We start from the raw sequence: 16,722 nt of genomic DNA, 5'->3' as shown, positions 1-16,722 counted from the left end.
CTCCTTCTCACTCAATAGCTTTGTCCGCCTGGATTTTTGCTTCATTCACAATCTCATTGAATACTTTCAGCAGTGATTTTGTCGATGACTTTATGATCATCAAATAGTCCCGTTGTTCATCCGTGACTTCCGTCATCAGTGTCAAATCAGTCATACTCATGATTCTTGTCATATACGTGCGGATTTCATGACTCTTATCTAGGACCATCACAAGAAGCACACTCCTTAAAGCGTCTTATCCCGCCTAAGATATATCTCAACATATTCCACGTTTTCTCGTCATTTCCTGCTCAAATGGCAGTACCTCCAGCGAAAAAATGATAAAGGCCAGAACGTCCGAAGACGTCTGACCTTTATGATTCGTTTGCTCTGCATGGCCGATTAATTACAGTTACAGATCATTTATTTAATTAATACCATGTAACCCCTAAATCTTATATATTACAATTTTAGGGGTTACAAGGTACTATACATTATTGAACAGCTTGTGGTTAACGCTATTTGGTAATAAGTTCATACCCTTTCTAGCTCTTAAGAATCCATCGATTCCGATAAGCTCCGCATATTTTGAAAATTTCAGCATCGCTAAGTTTGTCCAGATATAACCAAAGTTGTTAAACGATCCACTGGCCATGAATTGCGTATTCATAAACATGGCAATGAAGGCGAACCAGAAAATTCTAAATCCAAGAATCATGGAGATACCTATCGTTATCTCAAATATAACGACGAGCGTATCCGTTACTCCTGGCATACCTAAGAAGAAAGTGTTGGCAATCCAGGCGAATGCTTTGTTCATATAAAGCGGATCAAACCTTGTAACTTCAGGTCCGGCAATATTTGCAACAAGCTTCGTGATCACCCCCGCCGAATGGATGTTTCCATCAGAAAGCCATGTTAACTTGTGAAGCCCAGAGGTAAGCCAGCCAAACCCATAGATAAGTCTAGCGATGGTAAAAACAATGACGAGAAAGGCTGCTTTCCCATTTTTCATTTCGGCTGTTACTGAATCAATATAACTTTTCATTGCTGTAGACATTCTTTCCATCTCCTTCTTTCTTTGTATCAACGCCATGATAGCAAAAAAAAATATCATTTTTATGACATTTTTCTTTTATTTAGACGTTATTCTTTTTACTTGTGATCATGTTTTGCCCATCTCTCGACCATTTCATAAAATGTATTTGTTTCGACAGGCTTTGTTAAATAATCATCCATTCCTGCGTTAATACAGGTCTCCCTGACCCCTTCTAACGCATTAGCCGTCATAGCGATAATGGGTGTGCGCGCGCCTCGCTGACGCTCTAATTGTCTGATTGCTTCCGTTGTCTGGTAACCATCTAATCCCGGCATCTGACAATCCATCACGATGACATCAAATTCCTGTATTTGATAAGCATCGAGGGCAGCATACCCGTCCTCTGCCAAAACAACTTTCCAGCCCTTGCGCAAGGAAAATTTTTCAATCACAATCCGGATGATCTCATCGTCCTCCACAATGAGAAGCGTTAACGGCTTTTCTTCGACCTTAATTTCGGAATCACGGATTTCATTTTTTATATCATCTTCTTCCACCGCCAAGTCCAGTACCTCCATTTCCGTCTATCCCCCCTTTGTGGTTTCTGGGAGTCATTGTCATATATAGACCTAATGGTAACAAAATCATAAATGAGATGAATAAAAGCCACGCTTTCTTTAGAACAGAGGCTACGATCCCTACAATCAATTGTCTATTAATTCCATATACCATATTTAAGTTAAAATACATAGTTATGTGTAAAATTTTGTTAATATGATGCCACTGTGAATTCGTTATTCTCTTTTGCAGATTTCCTCCGATCAGATAGATCGGATTTTCAGCGTCCGCAGGTGCGCCTTTGCTTCGTCGCTAATCCGGTAGCTCTCGATCGCTTTCTGGATAGCTTTGTTGTGCGTCCACTTCTCCAAACACTGTTGCTGAATATACGGCAAAGCCGCTTCGTACTGTTTGGCCAAGGCCGTGGCAAAATACCAGGCGATCATCATGTTAACATAGTATTCGTCCGACCGGATACCTGCAACAAGCTCCAGCGTCTCCGGCCGGAAATCGTCATCGAGATAGAAGCTCATCAGCATGCCGATCCCGAAGCGCACCGTATAGGTCCGGCCGGATACCAGCCAGACTTTGATTTTTGCGTAGAGCTCGGGCAGATGCTTTTTCAATATCTTCGGTGAAATCAGGTCGCAGGTTGCCCAGTTGTCTATGTACGGCAGAAACGCGTCAATGGCACGGGTGGTGTCCTCATAATCCCTGATCGTTTCAATCAGGAAACCGTGCAGGTTATTTTCTTCATAATACGCGTGCGGCAGGATTTGGAGGAACTCCGCAGCCTCCGGCGTTTTGGCAAGCTCCCGGGCGAGCTTCCGCAGAGCCGGCGTGCGAACACCGATCACAGTTTCCGGGTTCACCGTCGGCATGAGTTTGCATGCAAATTCTTTGTATTTCAGATCCTGCAGTTCAAACAGCCGGCGCCGGATCTCTTCTTCTGTACCGCTCATATTGTTTTACCCTGCTTTCTTCATTACCCTCTTATTTTTAATATATCATATTATCTGGTCCAAATTAAACGGTTGTCTTTTACTAAGTGTAAGCTTGCAAAAGATACTGCAATTTTTTTGTCACGCTTGTCAGGCTTATCCCATATGATGCCAATAAAATACAGGAAAGAGCGGTATCAATATGCGTGATTTACTGACAGAACGTACGCCGCCTGTGATAGCGGCTGAAATCAATACGATTAAACAACAAACCAATAAAATTCTGCTGACCAGCGCCGTCGAAGTAGGAAAACGTCTAAAGGAAGCCAAAGCGCTGCTGCCCTATGGAGAGTGGGGCAAATGGCTGGAGGAATCGGTAAGTTATTCTCAAAGAACTGCAGATAGGATGATGCAAATCTTCGATGAATATGGGGCTAAACTGCTTGTCCCATCCGAAGATCAGGAAATGTTAGATTCGTCACCGGTGACGAATCTAACCTACACCCAGGCCCTCATCCTTCTTGGGCTCCCGGTAGAGGAACGGGATGAGTTTATCGCTGAGAATGATGCAGGCAGCATGAGCAGCCGGCAGCTGCAACAGGCCGTATCTGTGAGAAACCAGGAGCTTGCCGGGAAAGAAGACGAAGACCTGCTGAAAGTCTGTGCTGAGCAAAAAGATAAAATCTCCAAATTATCCGATGAGCGTGATCAGGCGAAAAAAGAAGCTACAGATAACCTGCAAGCCGTCTGGGCCGAGCAGGGAAATGTATTGAAGCTGCAGCGGAAGCTTGACGTCCTGGAAAATGAAAATGATGCGGCCAAGCGCATCGCCGAGATAGAATACGAAAGCAGGCTCTTAAAACTCAACCTCTCCATGACCCAGGCGGACGCCCGCTTCGAGCTGATAGCCAAAGGATTCGAGGAACTCTTTATCGCCATCAAAGAAATGGCCGCAGCGGACCCGGATGCTTGCAAATTATATATCACCCATGCCAATCAGTTGATGTCTAAAGCGATGAACAAGTTAAAGCGCATCGAGAAAACGGCCATGACAGCTCCGAAAGCCCCGGAAAATCCTGAATAAAATTAATCTCTTTTCCTGAACCTCCAGAGAACAATGGGCATATACTAAAAAGGACATGCTCTTCGGACAAGCAGAAAACCAGGAAAAGAGGTAAGCTAAGCTATGACTTTAGTGGTAAACACGTTGGACTCCGTAATGGCGACCCGCTATCAGACAGGAACTACCGCCGGCGGCGCACCTGTTCTCCGGCAAAAAAGCCTGACCGGCGTTAAAGCAACGGCAACTGATCAGGACGTATACGATGTGGCTGTCGCTTTATCAAGCCTGGTGGATTATCCATTGACAGATATCCGCCGCCTAAAAATTTTTGAGCTGACCGATGAATAACCGACCGGAGAAAATAATTCCAGGTGGTGACAGAGCATGGCAATAACGAGCCAGAAAGTTTTAAGAATGGTATTTACGACCGTAGGTGGTAAGGCGTTTACCATTACCCTTCCCCAGCCAAAGGCAGGCCTTACGCTTGCCCAAGTCGGGACGGTCATGGACCTCATCATGGCAAAAAACATTTTTGCCACTTCCAGTGGGGATCTGACAAGCAAGAGAGATATTAAAGTGGTAGATACTACCACGGACGATCTCTACGATCCCCCCCAAGAATAAAATACTCCGGATAAGCTGTCCGGAGAGCATGGCTGGTTTCAAGGCATCATTTCGAGGGATTGGCGGCCGCAAGGCCGCCCTCGTACAACGAGCTTTACGTAATCGCCTTAATCACTCTTAGTTCGGCAATAAAACTTTACAAAATAACCCCGATGCAGAAACTGCAATCTGGATTCTTTGGCAATATAATCAGGCAGATTTGTTTGACCGGTCGCGATATATCGGAAATTTAGGTCTCACTGGCATCATGCAAGAGGCACGCGAGTTTCTTATTTTATCTCCATATCCCTACCCTTATGTTCCTTCTCAATTTGTTGAATGCTCTTCCCCGGTGTTGGCAAATCCTCCGGCATGGTTCCTCCCAATTCTTTAATCGTTTGCCTTACCTTTTGTCCTACTTGAAAATGAGTCTGATTGGCTTTATCTTTTCCTTTAACATTCTCTCTTCTCAATTTTTCATCTGTTTGAGTAGCTCGGAATAGATTTGCCGCTAATTCGGTGCTTCCCATATGGTCGAGTATTTTTTGGCTTTTCTTTAAGCCTTTGCGTTCATGGATTTCTTTCACCCCAAAGCCACCATACAATCCTTGGTACCCTTTATTTTGAAAAACCGCATAATCCTTTGCTTCAACAACGCCGGCCTCTTTTGCCGCCTCAGCTAAAGACTTATTATGAACTATCATCTCGTTGCGGATTGCTAAACGCTTCTGTTCTTCATTCAACTGATCATAGTTCTCAATTAATTCTTGCTGACGTGTCTTTACGGCAAAATAAGTTTGTCCAATTGCAATCACTTTTTTTCGAGAGTCTCCATTTTGAACAATTAAATAACATGCATAACGGGAAAGCATTATATCTTCTATCTCTCGTTCAGCACCTGAACCGATATCAACCATTTTGCGGATCTCCGCAAAATGGTCTGCAACAAGATAGCCGCTATTTTGGCAAGCGATCTTTGCACGCTCTATTACATCGGTAAAACTCCTCCATTGTTGATATTCCAATACAACCTTTAACTCTCTGGCATACCAAAACTCAATACCCTCTGTAGTCAAATGTTTGATAGCCTCAAAAGTTTTTTCAGAATAACTTTCAATCTCAGTCATATGAACTCTCCTCCTCTGAGACAATCACTAACGAACATATGTTCTAATGGTATTTTATACCACATTATTCAGCATGGCAAGAGAAATATTCGTTTTAGGGCTTTCTATGTACATTTGTTCTGATTGTGAATATGAGAATAGACTCCTTGTTCTAGCTTTCGTATAAGGTAGCTATAGCATGTATTCTACGCTTCATTTCTGTGCGGATATGTAACGGCTCTAAACACTCGCATTTATCCCCGAAACTGAAAAGAATATTGTAGTAGTATTCGTTCTCTATGAAAGGAAAACTAACAATGTAATGCTCATCACCGTGTGGCGAAAAGTGTTCATAAGTGCAATAATCAAGCACCCTGTCCATGACAGATTTATGAATACGAATTTTGATTTTTGTTTGCATCGTTGCCAAAATATCAGTGAAATCCAACTGCGGTTTTTGGTAATCTCGTGGCGTAAAAAATTCCTCTTGTATTTGTAGGTTTGATGTGCGGGATAGTTTGAATAAGCGAAAATCATTTCTTTTATGGCAATACCCTTGTAAGTACCAATGACTACTTTTCAATACAAGCTGATAAGGCTCGGCTGTTCGTGCGGTTTTATTTCCGTAGCGGTCTGCATATTCAAACGAAAGCAGCTTACTTTCCTGCAAAGCTGTTTTGATCATTTCTAAATAGGATTGTATGTTCCTGTTGCCCATCCACGGACTTAAATCGATATACATTTGATTTGCTTTTAATTCAATGTCTTTCGCTCTATCGGCGGGGATAAAACTCTTGACTTTCGCAAGGGCGTTTACCAGTTCATCCCCTCGTATCATGTTGGAAAGACTGGAAAGCCCCATCAAGATAGCGGAAAGGTCGGTAGTCGAAAAAACCTTTCTATCAATCTTGTATTTCTGCATGATTTCAAAGCCGCCGCCCACTCCCGATGTTGCGCGAACAGGAATACCCGCCAGGTTGATAGTGTCTATGTCGCGGTAGATTGTGCGGGGTGACACTTCAAACATATCTGCTAACTCCTGTGCGCCTATACGCTCTTTATCAAGGAGTATCATAATAATGCTAACAAGCCTGTCAACCTTCATCTGATAGCCGCCTTCAAAATTTCTTTTTATCATTATGGATTGTTGCCACACTGTTGTCAACAATTACACGGTACAATAAAATAGCAAACAAATCAATCTACCTATCAGGAGGAGACACTATGCAGAAAAAAGCCTTAGTCATCATTGATATTCAAAATGATATAACCAAGAATTATAAGGATATTATTGACAATATCAATAAAGCGATTGATTGGGCAGTCCATAATCATATTCATGTTATTTATATCAGGCATGAAAATTTGTCAGCCGGTACGCGGACTTTTAAAACCAATACATATGGGTCTGAATTAGCTTCAGACTTGAAAATAGTATCAAAAAATGTATTTACAAAATACAAAGGAAACGCCTTAAGCAGTGAAGAATTTACAGACTTTATTCGAAAAAATGAAATAGGTGATTTCTACATAACAGGAGCAGATGCTGCTCTATGTGTTAAATCAACCTGTTACAACTTATGCAAAGCAAATTATGGCGTTAATGTCCTATCCGATTGCATTACCAGTTATGATAAAAGGAAAATTGACGAAATGCTGCGCTATTATGAAAGTAAAGGCAGTAAAATCATTCGTTTAAATGACTTGTTATCGAATCACATCGATTCACTTGGATGAGCAAACATAAAAAGCAGTCTGGATCCCGGCGTCAATCACTTCCACATGTGAAAAAAAAGCTTTCATTTCGTCCGCCCCATGACGTACAAATTCAAAATAGTCGCCTCCTTCAGCCCATTCTGCAATGTCTGTAAGCAAGCGACGCTTCTGATTGTAATCATAAAAAAGAATTCGGCCGCGCGAAAGCCTGCTGGCCTCAGCATAAATCTTCTGACGCAAGCCGGAGCTCAGACCATGAAGGACATAAAAGGCAAGAACCAAGTCGAAGCTCTTTTCAGGGAAATCCAGCCCCTGGGTAACATCTGCCTGGACAAACGCGATCGATCGGTCTTGCGTCGACTTTTTAGCCGCCCGCAGCATACCATCGGAAAAATCCACGCCGGTTCCAAGATAACCCCTTTCTGCCAGGGAATATAATAATGCCCCTGTGCCGCAGCCAATATCGAGTACTTTGCCAGCAGAGGGAATTTGAAACAAATCATCGTAACAGTTAATAAGCGAGCGATAGTCTTTTACTTGCTGACGGAAATACCAATTATAGATCGGTGCAATTCGATTAAATACCGAGGCATGTTTTACAAGTTCCTCCATAGGATTACTCCTTTAAAACTCATATTTGCCATAAGACCAAAACATAATATTTAAATCGTTCCCCTGAGCATCGGTTACTCACTGCTTGCTTTTTTCTTCTAACATATCCAGCTGTGCTAAAAATCTGTCATAGTCACTTTCAAACAATCTGTCTTGAATGACACGATATTTTTCAAATTCGCTTAGTGCGTGCTGCTCGGCTATTTGCGCGGATATTTTTCCTGCGTTTGTTAAGAGTTCGTTTCCGTCAGCCTGAAGAATTAAGTCAAGATGTTTTGCCCAATCTTCCATTGTCATTGGAATATGTCCCATGGTACGGCGTTCAGCCAAATCAAGATACGCTGACACGATGAGTTCAAGCGAATGCAATTCTTCTTCTGATAAATAATTTTTTGCCACAACAACATCGTTGGGCTGGATTTTCCCTTGTGGCGCGTCATTCCAAGTAGTCAAACCCATATGCTTTTTTTGGGCGTCTGCTCGATTATATATAACTTCGGCTGCAGTGTTACCGTGAACGGCAAAGTGTAACTTGTTTTGTACCTTTGCGAAAAAATCCCGTGTAGTTTTTGCTGTGCTATCATAATCAAGACTTGTTGCATAAATGTCGGTTATTTTCTGATAGAACCGACGTTCGCTCATACGTATTTCTCGAATTTTTTCAAGTTGTCGGTCAAAATATTCCTGTGTGAGGATTGTTCCGCCATGTTTTAGACGTTCCTCATCCATAACCCAACCTTGAATGGTATAATTCTTCACAATCTGATTTGCCCATTTGCGGAATTGAACAGCTCGCTCGTTGTTGACTTTAAAACCCACTGCTATTATTGCCTGAAGATTATAATGGTTTGTATTATATTTTTTTTTGTCTGCAGCAGTTATTAAGTATTTCTTAATAACTGAATCAGGTTCGAGCTCGCGGTCATCAAAAATCTTTCTTAAATGTTGGTTAATTGCTGCAACACTCACCTCATACAATGTAGCCATCATTTTTTGCGTAATCCAAATATTTTCATCCTGATAGCGAACTTCAAAACTTTGTTCATTATCGCCTGTTGCTGCGATAAATGTCAGATATTCAGCTGCACTGGAGCGGATTGTGATTTCGGTATACTTTTTCTTTGTCATGGGTTTTGTATCCTCCGCTTTTATGTTTCAAGTTCACCTGTATCAACTGTAATCCGACACCAATTTCATCGGGATTCATAGTAACCTTGCAAATAGCACATCTATGTCCATTATATACGAACGTACGTTCTTGGTCAACCAATTAATCCCATAAGCAAATGCAGTCATGTTTATCCTCCAAGCTAACCTGATTATATAAAGTGGTCGAATTCGACCACTTTATACTTTGACTGTCAGGCCTTAACAAAAACCACTCACTCTTTTTTATATCACTTAATAATCTAATATTTTTGAACAATACTATTTTATGCGAAAAGCGCATGCATTCAATATCAAAGCTATTTAATGTCCACTATTCTTCACTCTCATCTGAACTCACCTTTTTCTTTGTGAACGGATTTTTAATATTTTTAGCAATATTCTTAGGTGCATCGACAGTGCCTGTGTAAATTTCTTTTGTAACGTCTTTGGTAACCTTACCGATTTTACCGAACGTCTCTTGCCTATCTTTTTCCTTTTTATCTTTTATTGACGTACTCTCCAATATCACTTCTTCATTGAGATAATAGAGCCAAACGCGATCGCCAGACTTTAACTTGGAACCGATTTTTTGATCATTTGGATAAGTAAATCGAGTTACCTGACCATCTTCTTTACCGATGAAACTCAAATGTGGTTTTTCTAATTTTTCAGTGACTTTCAGCCCTAAGCCCTCAAGGTCTTCGCGTGCCTCATAGATATTAAGCCCAATGATTCTTGGAACTTGAAATTCTTGAACCACATTTCCTAATAGATTTTTACTCTTATCGATTACTTCTTGCGTGAGATAGTAAACCTTTACTGTCGTCCCTGGATCTACCCGCGATCCAAATCTTGGTTCAGAATGCATCACATCGTTTTCACTTTCATATGCATACGCTAAACTAGGATTTGCGATAGCTGATATTGGCGTCAAGTTAAGTTCATCTTTTAGAACACGTAACGCTTCGTCAACATGAACATCTTTTAAATCAGGAATTTTAACGAGGTTCATCTGCTTTTGCACAATTTCAGTTCCAATTTTTGCCCCCAAATTCAAAACATCTGGAGCCATTATTTTAGCTACTTCTTTTCCAGCCTTAATTACTCCCTTTTGCCAAACCATTTTTTCACCCTCCATTTATTATCAATATTAAATTATTACTCTTTTACAAATCTCACGCGCCTGCCATATAAATTTGCTATACTGTCTGCCCGTTGTTTGAGTTCCTGGATCAGGCTATCCGGGCTAATAACTCTGGCCATCACACCAAATTGGAAAAGCCAAAATAGACTTTCCCAAAGCGATCAATAATAACGCCAGCAAGTGAGTTATCAAACTGGATCTTAACGTGTTGTTCTTCACCATTAAACATGCCGAAGACCTATATTTTTAACTATTTCTTCCTTAATTTTCATAATCCTCTAATTTCTCGACACAAAATTTTCCTATTTCAAAAGGCATAACCTATTTCTAAGTTATGCCAGAAACAATTTCTACTACATTAATTTATTGCAACTTTTTTGCTGTTATCTATGAGGACGAACCATTTCCCGCTATTATACAGCTCTTTTGAAATCTCAAAAACCTTACTTTCAACGGTTGTTATTCCAGGGTTTAAGTCACTTAATATTTTACCGTTGTTATCACCTCCCTTCGGAGGAAATGCCAACCGCCCTGTAGCCATCTGTTGTAGAAATATTATACCATATATTTACATAATCTTGGACATTTTATCACATATAGCAAACATCGTCAGAATCTAACCTATTACCTTCACTGCGTTATCCTTAATCGATGTAACCGCTTCTACAATTCGCTTTTGCTTAGCACCATCAAAAAGTTTGATAAAACTCTGTGGTTTGTCAAAAGGCGGTTTCATCAGTTCCGATACACTATCAATATAACCGTTTTGTACAATGTGATTCACGATCTTTTTAACAAAGACAGTCTGGGAATGGTTTAAAGACTGGTCATTAATGAATTCAGAAAAGGCAGCAACTGCAGCTTCATACTCCATCTTGGCGATTTTTCGGACCAGCAAGCCAAACGGAGTATCTTGGTATTCCCTCTTATAATCCTCAGCCGTGCCCAGTTCACCGGTCAAGATATGTTCTAAGCTTTGGTAATCTTTGGTTGTCAGTTGGATATTATTCCTTAATTTATATATAGCAATATGGTCTTTGTGCTGCTCAATATAGCGGTTCACCTTGAGCTTATAGTCTTTAAAATCATAGGCCGGGCCTAAGGGATCTCCTTCTTTGACCATCAGGATATCATCCTTGAGATTCGTATAGATGGGGTTCTTATTGGGGCCATCATCAAACAGAAACTTGATTAAATCGCGAAGCTCCACTCTCACCTTTTCAAAGTTGACGCTATCGGATGTTTCCCAGAATTCGTCGGTGGTAGTGGTATGGATGAGTTCGACTTTCTCTTTGATCTGGGCAATCGTCATTCGCTTACCTAACTTAATACAAATAATAATGAGCTCTTTTTTACCCTTTTGAAACTGTCCCAGACCTTCGATCTGAGCAATCATGAGCCCATATATTAAGTTGTCAAAGCGTTTAGCATATTCGTCTAAATCATCCAGATAAACAATTGGGGCCAAATATTGGGTAAGATCATGCTTATCACGATCAGACAGACAGATAAAAGCCTCTTGCTGTTTATATTTCTCCACGTATTGGAGCTGTAATTTTACAGACACCAATTCCGGATTCAGTGCGTTAATTTGATTTAACACGGTCTGAATCAGGCTGTTTCGGATTTCCTGGTAAGGTGCATCGATAAAGGCAGATTGTTGGAGAAGATGGATCAAGCGAATTCTTTTTGCAAAGATCACTTCGGAAAGGCTTGGCGACTCGCTTCCAATTAAGCCATCTTTATTGGTTCGGAAAAATTCAAAGTTCCCCAAGTAATCAAAAATCAGAAAATACGTCTTATCCTGATTTTCACCAAAGAGATTGGGACAAAGCCTGGTTCCCCGGCCAATCATCTGCCAGAACTTTATTTTCGAGCGCACACGCTTAAAAAATACGAGGTTGAGGATTTCCGGCACATCGATACCGGTATCCAGCATGTCCACCGATACAGCAATATGTGGATCTCTTGCCGCGATTTTAAAATCAATGATGAGGGTTTGTGCATAGCTGTCATCACAAACGATTCGCTTCGCAAAGCTCCCATGATATTGGGGATAGAGTTTATTAAATCGCTCGATGATATATTGCGCGTGCATTTTGTTTTGAGCAAAAATAATGGTTTTCCCGAGACGATCCCCACCTGCAACCTTTAGCCCTTTGATCATCAGATCTTCAAGGACGGTATCGACGGTAGACTGGTTAAAGATAAAATCATTGATCGCCGGAGACGGTATAAAATCAGGCATCTCCCCGTCCTCATCGGTAAAATCCTCTTCAAAACGGGCCTTGTCTTCTTCGGGAAGGTCATCATAAGCGATCCCTTCCTCCAGAAACCTCGTTTTGACTTCGATATTATGATAGGGCACGAGTACATGGTCCGTCTCCACAGCCGTTTCATAGTCATAGGCGTAAGTAGGAACGCCTCTTTCCATTTCAAAAAAGTCGTAGGTGTTATGGTCAACCTCTGTTCTTGGCGTAGCCGTAAGTCCGACCAGGAAAGCATCAAAATATTCAAAGATCGCCCGGTATTTTTTAAAGATACTGCGATGGGCTTCATCAATGATAATCAAATCAAAATGAGCCGGGGTAAATAACCGCTGCCCCTCCTCGGTCTTCGCTGAATTGATAGAATTCAGCATCGTCGGATAAGTGGAAAAGACGATGCGGGAACTCTTATCTTCTTTGTTGCTCTGGAGGTTGCACAGCGACATATCCGGAAGATACGTCTTAAAGTCATCCTTCGCCTGTTTCACCAAGGCTGTACGATCCGCTAAAAATAAGATATTGGTGACATAGCCGCCACGAGATAAGACATCGGTTAAGCTGGAAGCTGTCCTGGTCTTCCCTGTTCCGGTGGCCATGACCAATAAGGATCGGCGGTGTCCAGTTTCGATATTCTCACAAACCGCGCGGATGGCCTCTTTTTGGTAATAGCGGTCGGTAATTTTATCGTCAATTACGATCTCATTTAAGGATTTGCGTTCCTGGCGGCGGTTCATGAGCTTTTCCAAATCCGCTTTGGCAAATACCCCGCTCACCTTTCGCTGGGGCGAAGTAACATCATCCCAAAGATAGGTCTCAAAGCCATTGGTGATAAACATCATCGGCCTTCTGCCGGTCATTTTCTCCAGGCAATCAGCATAAAGCTTGGCCTGCTGGGTGCCGATCTTGGGATCTTTGGAAGTCCGTTTGGCCTCAATGACAGCCAGTGGCAAACCGTCTTTACCGTAAAGCACGTAGTCGGCGTAACCTTTGCCTTCCGGGTTAGGCATACCAACAAGTTCTACTTCTTCTCGGACATCGTCGCCGAATACCCATCCCAAGAGCTTTAAATCTACATCAATATATTTTTTGCGGGTTAGGAATTCGGAGATATCTTCAGGATTAAACTGCCGTTCTTCCTTATGCTGCTGCTTATCTGCAGTAAGCTGACTGCTCAAGCCGGCAATCTGCGCCCGCAAGGCTTGGATTTCCGAATCCTTTTGCTCAATCAGGCTTTCTTTTTCCTTAATCCTGGTTTCATCGATGATGATCTTTTCGCCTGGGATCTTGGTTTCCTCAAAAGACCGTTCTTCATATTGTGCGCCATAGCAATAATCGATCCATTGCACAAATTCAAACAAGGATGCTAAAGAAAGAATCGCATCACTGCGGCTGATCGCTTTTTCCGTGTGTACGGCAAGGTTGCCGAGTTTAATAATGTAGGGCAGCTTATTCCAGGTGATATTGTCCACTGCAAAACGAAAAGTCGGTTCGTGAATGAGTGCCTGCAAATTATCCTTATACGGCATGGAGATGGTGTTATCCGCAGAATATACCCATTTGACCGCCAGCTCAAAGGCCTTGCGACTGCCTACTGCCGCCATGGCCGGAGAGGTAGTCAGTACCCGTTCCGCTTCGATACAGGCTGGGGCGAAGAGTTGATATTCTTTTTGACCTTCTAGGAATTCAAAGTTTGCAGGCATCTATATCACCTCGGATTAATCAAAATACTGGCTCATTAGGCTGTCTAAGAGGTATTGGGTTTCGTCGATGACTTTTTTGACAAGGGCTTTTTGTTCTTCGATTTTGGTGACGATGGAGGCGAATTGAGTTTGGAGAGTAAGTGGTGGAAGTATTATTGATAGATTTTTTGTCTGTTCTGCATTTAAGTGTGGTTGAGCTGCTCTTCTTGTTAAAGGCTTTACAACCAATTCCAGAAATTTAGTATTAATCAACTCGTTGAAATATATCGGATTTAACAACTTGGAATTTAGTGTCAATATCAAGTCATACCCTGCATATTGCCCAATAAATTTCCCATCAATAACACAAGTATCACCCGTATTTACTCCACTTCTAACTATAATTATATCTCCAGCTTTTAGCTTACACTTACTTATTTTTTTTGCTTCATTTTCTGATATAGACTTCATATCTTCCTCTATGATTCTGCCAAACTTAATGTTTGTTGCCCTTATAAAGCAATATCCATAATCTGAAAATATCGGAGGCGTGCTAGTTCCATACTTGATTTCATCCAGTAATTCATATAAAAATTTTTGTATCCACCCCTTCTCATTCGTCACAGGATCCCCAAACATATCATAAAAGACTGACTTGATAAGCCCATCCAACTCTGCAAGCTGCTGTTTGCGCATGCTAAGCAGCTCTGAAGCGGTTTCTAAAGTTTTGGCGATTTGCTTTTGGGTTTCGAGGGGTGGGAGAGGGAGTTCTACAGCTTTTAAAATTGCAGCAGAAATATTAGGTTGTGCACCACCAACTCCCATTTTTATAAAGTCATTTCGTTTACTATTTAGAAAATAGTATAAATAGGAACTATCAACTTTATCATTTGGAAAAAAAGCAGCGCATGCCTGATTCGTAGATGCTTTGATGGCTAGAATTGAACAAGCGCCAATTGTTGCACCATACATTGCAACTAGCACTGTATTTATTGGAAATATTTTTGCTGAACTATTTTTTAGTCCCTCTTCTGTTATGACACCTTCAACTTTTAAAATATATTTTTCTTTCAGATCGCCTGTTCGTACCCATGGAATAATTCCATTTTCATAATACTCAGGCTTACTTTTAAGTGGTGTCCCTCCAGAAGTTATTTTAAAAATATCCCCAAGCTTTACCATTTCCCACTTACTCACCAATAAGCCCCCTCAATTCCTCCATCTTAGAAGAAATATCCATGGTAAGCTCATCCAACCGCGCCATAATAACGTCCGGCGCATCATATTCTACTTTTTCATAAACAACCTCTTTATAACGGTTGATGGACAAATCATAATCATTTGCTGCTATCGCAGACTTCTCCACAAAAAAGCTCTGCTCCGTAGGTTTCCGATCTACCTCCCCTTCAAGGTTATGGTAACGTGCTAGGATATCCGGAATATCATTGGCTTCTACCGGTGTTCGCTTATCGTCTAAGGAGTAACCGTCTGCTTTCATATCATAGAACCAAACCTTTTCCGTTCCCCCTGCCCCGGTCTTCGTAAAGACCAGAACAGCGGTGCTCACTCCGGCATAGGGTTTAAATACACCGCTCGGCATAGAAATAACCGCCTGAAGCTGATGATTTTCAACCAGTTCCATTCGTAATGCTTTATGGGCCTTCGTGCTTCCGAATAATACCCCATCGGGAACAATACAGGAGCAACGACCGCCTTTGCGTAACATCCGTAAAAATAAGGCCACAAAAAGCAGCTCTGTCTTCTTGGTGCTGCAGACCGCTTTGAGGTTATCATTTATGCTCTCTTCATCGACTGTTCCGGTAAAAGGCGGATTCGCCAGGACGATATCATAGGCAGAAGCAATACTGTTCTGCTTGGAAACGCTGTCTACATAATCAATATGTGGTTGAGTAATCGAGTGCAGCATCAGGTTCATCGCAGAGAGGCGCAGCATGGTCCGATCCGTATCAAAGCCGGTAAACATATCCCCGCCGAAATGCTTCCATTGTTCACTGCTCATTTCAGCCTCAAAATTTTCCCGGATGTACTCGGCGCATGATACGAGAAAACCTGCCGTCCCACAGGCAGGGTCACAGATTTTATCGTCCGGAGTTGGGGCTAAGAGCCGGACCATCATATCCCGGATCTGTTTGGGTGTCCTGAACTGACCATTGGTACCAGCCTGAGAAAGCTTACCGAGCATATACTCATAAACATCGCCCTGCATGTCCAGATCCTTAATATCGTGTTCATAAAGTTCATCCAGGCCGGTAATAATCTTCTGCAATACCTGAGGGGTCGGAATTAAGAACATAGCATCCTGCATATAACGCGAAAAGGCAGATTGGCTTTCCCCATTCATCGTTTTTATAAACGGAAATACCTTCGTCCCGACAATGTCATAAATGATCCGTGAATCCTTGGTTTTAAATTTGCTCCAGCGCATATCCTGCCCTTCATCAGTCTGAGGGAAGATCTTCTTTAGAGATTCACCACTTAGATTTTCCGCGCTTTCTATTTCCAATTCCTTTTCGTCTAACGAACGGATAAACATTAAATACGTAAGTTGTTCAATAACGGTTAGAGGATTAGTTATTCCTCCGGCCCACATATCGGTCCAGATCTTGTCCACCTTGTTGCGAATATTTCCTGTTAACATATGTTAGCTCCTATTCAGCTTGATTTTAAATGCTACGAAATGACCTTTTAAGATATTCTTCATCGGAAATATATTTCCTTTTTATCGTTAACGGTTTTAGATTATCGGGCATATCATTTGCATAAGTAATCCACTCTTGTCCATCATCGGATTTTCAGGTATGGTATAAAACCCATTCTCCTGTCCGATCATTCCGCAAACCGCCAG

General features: G+C 41.7%; 17 protein-coding genes. 4 read left to right on the top strand and 13 right to left on the bottom strand.

All coding sequences use genetic code 11. The annotated features are described in order from the left end of the window. Positions 1–7: 7 nt before the first annotated feature. The 4 genes from A7K50_RS10810 to A7K50_RS10795 all read right to left on the bottom strand — a co-directional run bounded on the left by A7K50_RS10810 (position 8) and on the right by A7K50_RS10795 (position 2,538). Complete coding sequence (locus tag A7K50_RS10810) at positions 8–208, bottom strand: histidine kinase dimerization/phospho-acceptor domain-containing protein (protein ID WP_243103734.1); 201 nt, start codon at positions 206–208, stop codon at positions 8–10. Between the two features lie 258 nt (positions 209–466). After that, entirely contained in the window at positions 467–1,039 is a 573-nt protein-coding gene (locus A7K50_RS10805) for a DoxX family protein (protein ID WP_119776168.1), read from the bottom strand. Positions 1,040–1,134: 95 nt separating this feature from the next. Continuing rightward, the gene (locus A7K50_RS10800; RefSeq protein ID WP_119776166.1) at positions 1,135–1,596 is read right to left on the bottom strand and encodes a response regulator; all 462 of its coding nucleotides are present in this window, start codon (positions 1,594–1,596) and stop codon (positions 1,135–1,137) included. Between the two features lie 243 nt (positions 1,597–1,839). After that, the gene (locus A7K50_RS10795; protein ID WP_119776164.1) at positions 1,840–2,538 is read right to left on the bottom strand and encodes a DNA alkylation repair protein; all 699 of its coding nucleotides are present in this window, start codon (positions 2,536–2,538) and stop codon (positions 1,840–1,842) included. Positions 2,539–2,719: 181 nt separating this feature from the next. On the opposite strand from A7K50_RS10795, the gene A7K50_RS10790 reads away from it, so the two are divergent. The 3 genes from A7K50_RS10790 (at position 2,720) to A7K50_RS10780 (ending at position 4,204) form a co-directional block, all read left to right on the top strand. Further along, positions 2,720–3,601 carry a DUF3102 domain-containing protein gene (locus A7K50_RS10790; protein WP_119776163.1) on the top strand — a complete coding sequence of 294 codons (882 nt, stop codon included), beginning with the start codon at positions 2,720–2,722 and terminating at the stop codon, positions 3,599–3,601. Between the two features lie 102 nt (positions 3,602–3,703). Beyond that, a complete protein-coding gene (locus A7K50_RS10785; RefSeq protein ID WP_020492989.1) occupies positions 3,704–3,928 on the top strand; it encodes a DUF1659 domain-containing protein in 225 nt (74 codons plus the stop codon). Between the two features lie 36 nt (positions 3,929–3,964). Next, positions 3,965–4,204 (top strand): DUF2922 domain-containing protein, encoded by a 240-nt coding sequence (locus A7K50_RS10780; protein ID WP_026156625.1) that lies wholly within the window; start codon positions 3,965–3,967, stop codon positions 4,202–4,204. Between the two features lie 269 nt (positions 4,205–4,473). Here A7K50_RS10780 and dinD read toward each other — a convergent pair whose 3' ends face one another. Both dinD and A7K50_RS10770 read right to left on the bottom strand, forming a co-directional pair. After that, positions 4,474–5,310 carry a DNA damage-inducible protein D gene (dinD, locus tag A7K50_RS10775; protein ID WP_119776161.1) on the bottom strand — a complete coding sequence of 279 codons (837 nt, stop codon included), beginning with the start codon at positions 5,308–5,310 and terminating at the stop codon, positions 4,474–4,476. Positions 5,311–5,461: 151 nt separating this feature from the next. Next, positions 5,462–6,394 carry a YafY family protein gene (locus A7K50_RS10770; protein ID WP_119776160.1) on the bottom strand — a complete coding sequence of 311 codons (933 nt, stop codon included), beginning with the start codon at positions 6,392–6,394 and terminating at the stop codon, positions 5,462–5,464. Between the two features lie 119 nt (positions 6,395–6,513). On the opposite strand from A7K50_RS10770, the gene A7K50_RS10765 reads away from it, so the two are divergent. Continuing rightward, positions 6,514–7,026: an isochorismatase family cysteine hydrolase gene (locus A7K50_RS10765; protein WP_119776158.1), complete on the top strand. Its 513-nt coding sequence runs from the start codon at positions 6,514–6,516 to the stop codon at positions 7,024–7,026. Here the strand turns inward: A7K50_RS10765 and A7K50_RS10760 are convergent. The 7 genes from A7K50_RS10760 to A7K50_RS10730 all read right to left on the bottom strand — a co-directional run bounded on the left by A7K50_RS10760 (position 7,015) and on the right by A7K50_RS10730 (position 16,515). Then, positions 7,015–7,617 (bottom strand): class I SAM-dependent methyltransferase, encoded by a 603-nt coding sequence (locus A7K50_RS10760; protein ID WP_119776157.1) that lies wholly within the window; start codon positions 7,615–7,617, stop codon positions 7,015–7,017. The two genes, A7K50_RS10765 and A7K50_RS10760, sit on opposite strands and share 12 nt — an antisense overlap. A gap of 78 nt (positions 7,618–7,695) precedes the next feature. Then, the gene (locus tag A7K50_RS10755; protein ID WP_119776155.1) at positions 7,696–8,745 is read right to left on the bottom strand and encodes a virulence RhuM family protein; all 1,050 of its coding nucleotides are present in this window, start codon (positions 8,743–8,745) and stop codon (positions 7,696–7,698) included. 352 nt (positions 8,746–9,097) lie between these two features. After that, on the bottom strand, positions 9,098–9,904 hold the full coding sequence (locus A7K50_RS10750; protein ID WP_119776154.1) for a PASTA domain-containing protein: 807 nt from the start codon (positions 9,902–9,904) through the stop codon (positions 9,098–9,100). Positions 9,905–10,268: 364 nt separating this feature from the next. Continuing rightward, positions 10,269–10,451 (bottom strand): hypothetical protein, encoded by a 183-nt coding sequence (locus tag A7K50_RS13985; RefSeq protein WP_132102099.1) that lies wholly within the window; start codon positions 10,449–10,451, stop codon positions 10,269–10,271. Between the two features lie 75 nt (positions 10,452–10,526). After that, the gene (locus tag A7K50_RS10740) at positions 10,527–13,877 is read right to left on the bottom strand and encodes a DEAD/DEAH box helicase family protein (protein WP_119776152.1); all 3,351 of its coding nucleotides are present in this window, start codon (positions 13,875–13,877) and stop codon (positions 10,527–10,529) included. 15 nt (positions 13,878–13,892) lie between these two features. Further along, a complete protein-coding gene (locus A7K50_RS10735) occupies positions 13,893–15,053 on the bottom strand; it encodes a restriction endonuclease subunit S (protein WP_119776150.1) in 1,161 nt (386 codons plus the stop codon). Beyond that, positions 15,046–16,515 (bottom strand): class I SAM-dependent DNA methyltransferase, encoded by a 1,470-nt coding sequence (locus A7K50_RS10730; RefSeq protein WP_119776149.1) that lies wholly within the window; start codon positions 16,513–16,515, stop codon positions 15,046–15,048. Before A7K50_RS10730 ends, A7K50_RS10735 begins: the two co-directional genes overlap by 8 nt. Positions 16,516–16,722 lie beyond the last annotated feature (207 nt).

This window comes from Dehalobacter sp. MCB1 (genome assembly GCF_003590275.1).
Taxonomy (GTDB): domain Bacteria; phylum Bacillota; class Desulfitobacteriia; order Desulfitobacteriales; family Syntrophobotulaceae; genus Dehalobacter.
Note: the sequence above shows the minus strand (reverse complement) of the source record. Positions and strands in the feature narration are given on the sequence as shown.

What these genes read in the sequence shown, in the direction of transcription:
- A7K50_RS10810 (WP_243103734.1), bottom strand. Translation starts at nt 208, where the DNA reads ATGGTCCTAGATAAGAGTCATGAAATCCGCACGTATATGACAAGAATC.
- A7K50_RS10805 (WP_119776168.1), bottom strand. Translation starts at nt 1,039, where the DNA reads ATGTCTACAGCAATGAAAAGTTATATTGATTCAGTAACAGCCGAAATG.
- A7K50_RS10800 (WP_119776166.1), bottom strand. Translation starts at nt 1,596, where the DNA reads ATGGAGGTACTGGACTTGGCGGTGGAAGAAGATGATATAAAAAATGAA.
- A7K50_RS10795 (WP_119776164.1), bottom strand. Translation starts at nt 2,538, where the DNA reads ATGAGCGGTACAGAAGAAGAGATCCGGCGCCGGCTGTTTGAACTGCAG.
- A7K50_RS10790 (WP_119776163.1), top strand. Translation starts at nt 2,720, where the DNA reads ATGCGTGATTTACTGACAGAACGTACGCCGCCTGTGATAGCGGCTGAA.
- A7K50_RS10785 (WP_020492989.1), top strand. Translation starts at nt 3,704, where the DNA reads ATGACTTTAGTGGTAAACACGTTGGACTCCGTAATGGCGACCCGCTAT.
- A7K50_RS10780 (WP_026156625.1), top strand. Translation starts at nt 3,965, where the DNA reads ATGGCAATAACGAGCCAGAAAGTTTTAAGAATGGTATTTACGACCGTA.
- dinD (WP_119776161.1), bottom strand. Translation starts at nt 5,310, where the DNA reads ATGACTGAGATTGAAAGTTATTCTGAAAAAACTTTTGAGGCTATCAAA.
- A7K50_RS10770 (WP_119776160.1), bottom strand. Translation starts at nt 6,394, where the DNA reads ATGAAGGTTGACAGGCTTGTTAGCATTATTATGATACTCCTTGATAAA.
- A7K50_RS10765 (WP_119776158.1), top strand. Translation starts at nt 6,514, where the DNA reads ATGCAGAAAAAAGCCTTAGTCATCATTGATATTCAAAATGATATAACC.
- A7K50_RS10760 (WP_119776157.1), bottom strand. Translation starts at nt 7,617, where the DNA reads ATGGAGGAACTTGTAAAACATGCCTCGGTATTTAATCGAATTGCACCG.
- A7K50_RS10755 (WP_119776155.1), bottom strand. Translation starts at nt 8,745, where the DNA reads ATGACAAAGAAAAAGTATACCGAAATCACAATCCGCTCCAGTGCAGCT.
- A7K50_RS10750 (WP_119776154.1), bottom strand. Translation starts at nt 9,904, where the DNA reads ATGGAGGGTGAAAAAATGGTTTGGCAAAAGGGAGTAATTAAGGCTGGA.
- A7K50_RS13985 (WP_132102099.1), bottom strand. Translation starts at nt 10,451, where the DNA reads ATGGCTACAGGGCGGTTGGCATTTCCTCCGAAGGGAGGTGATAACAAC.
- A7K50_RS10740 (WP_119776152.1), bottom strand. Translation starts at nt 13,877, where the DNA reads ATGCCTGCAAACTTTGAATTCCTAGAAGGTCAAAAAGAATATCAACTC.
- A7K50_RS10730 (WP_119776149.1), bottom strand. Translation starts at nt 16,515, where the DNA reads ATGTTAACAGGAAATATTCGCAACAAGGTGGACAAGATCTGGACCGAT.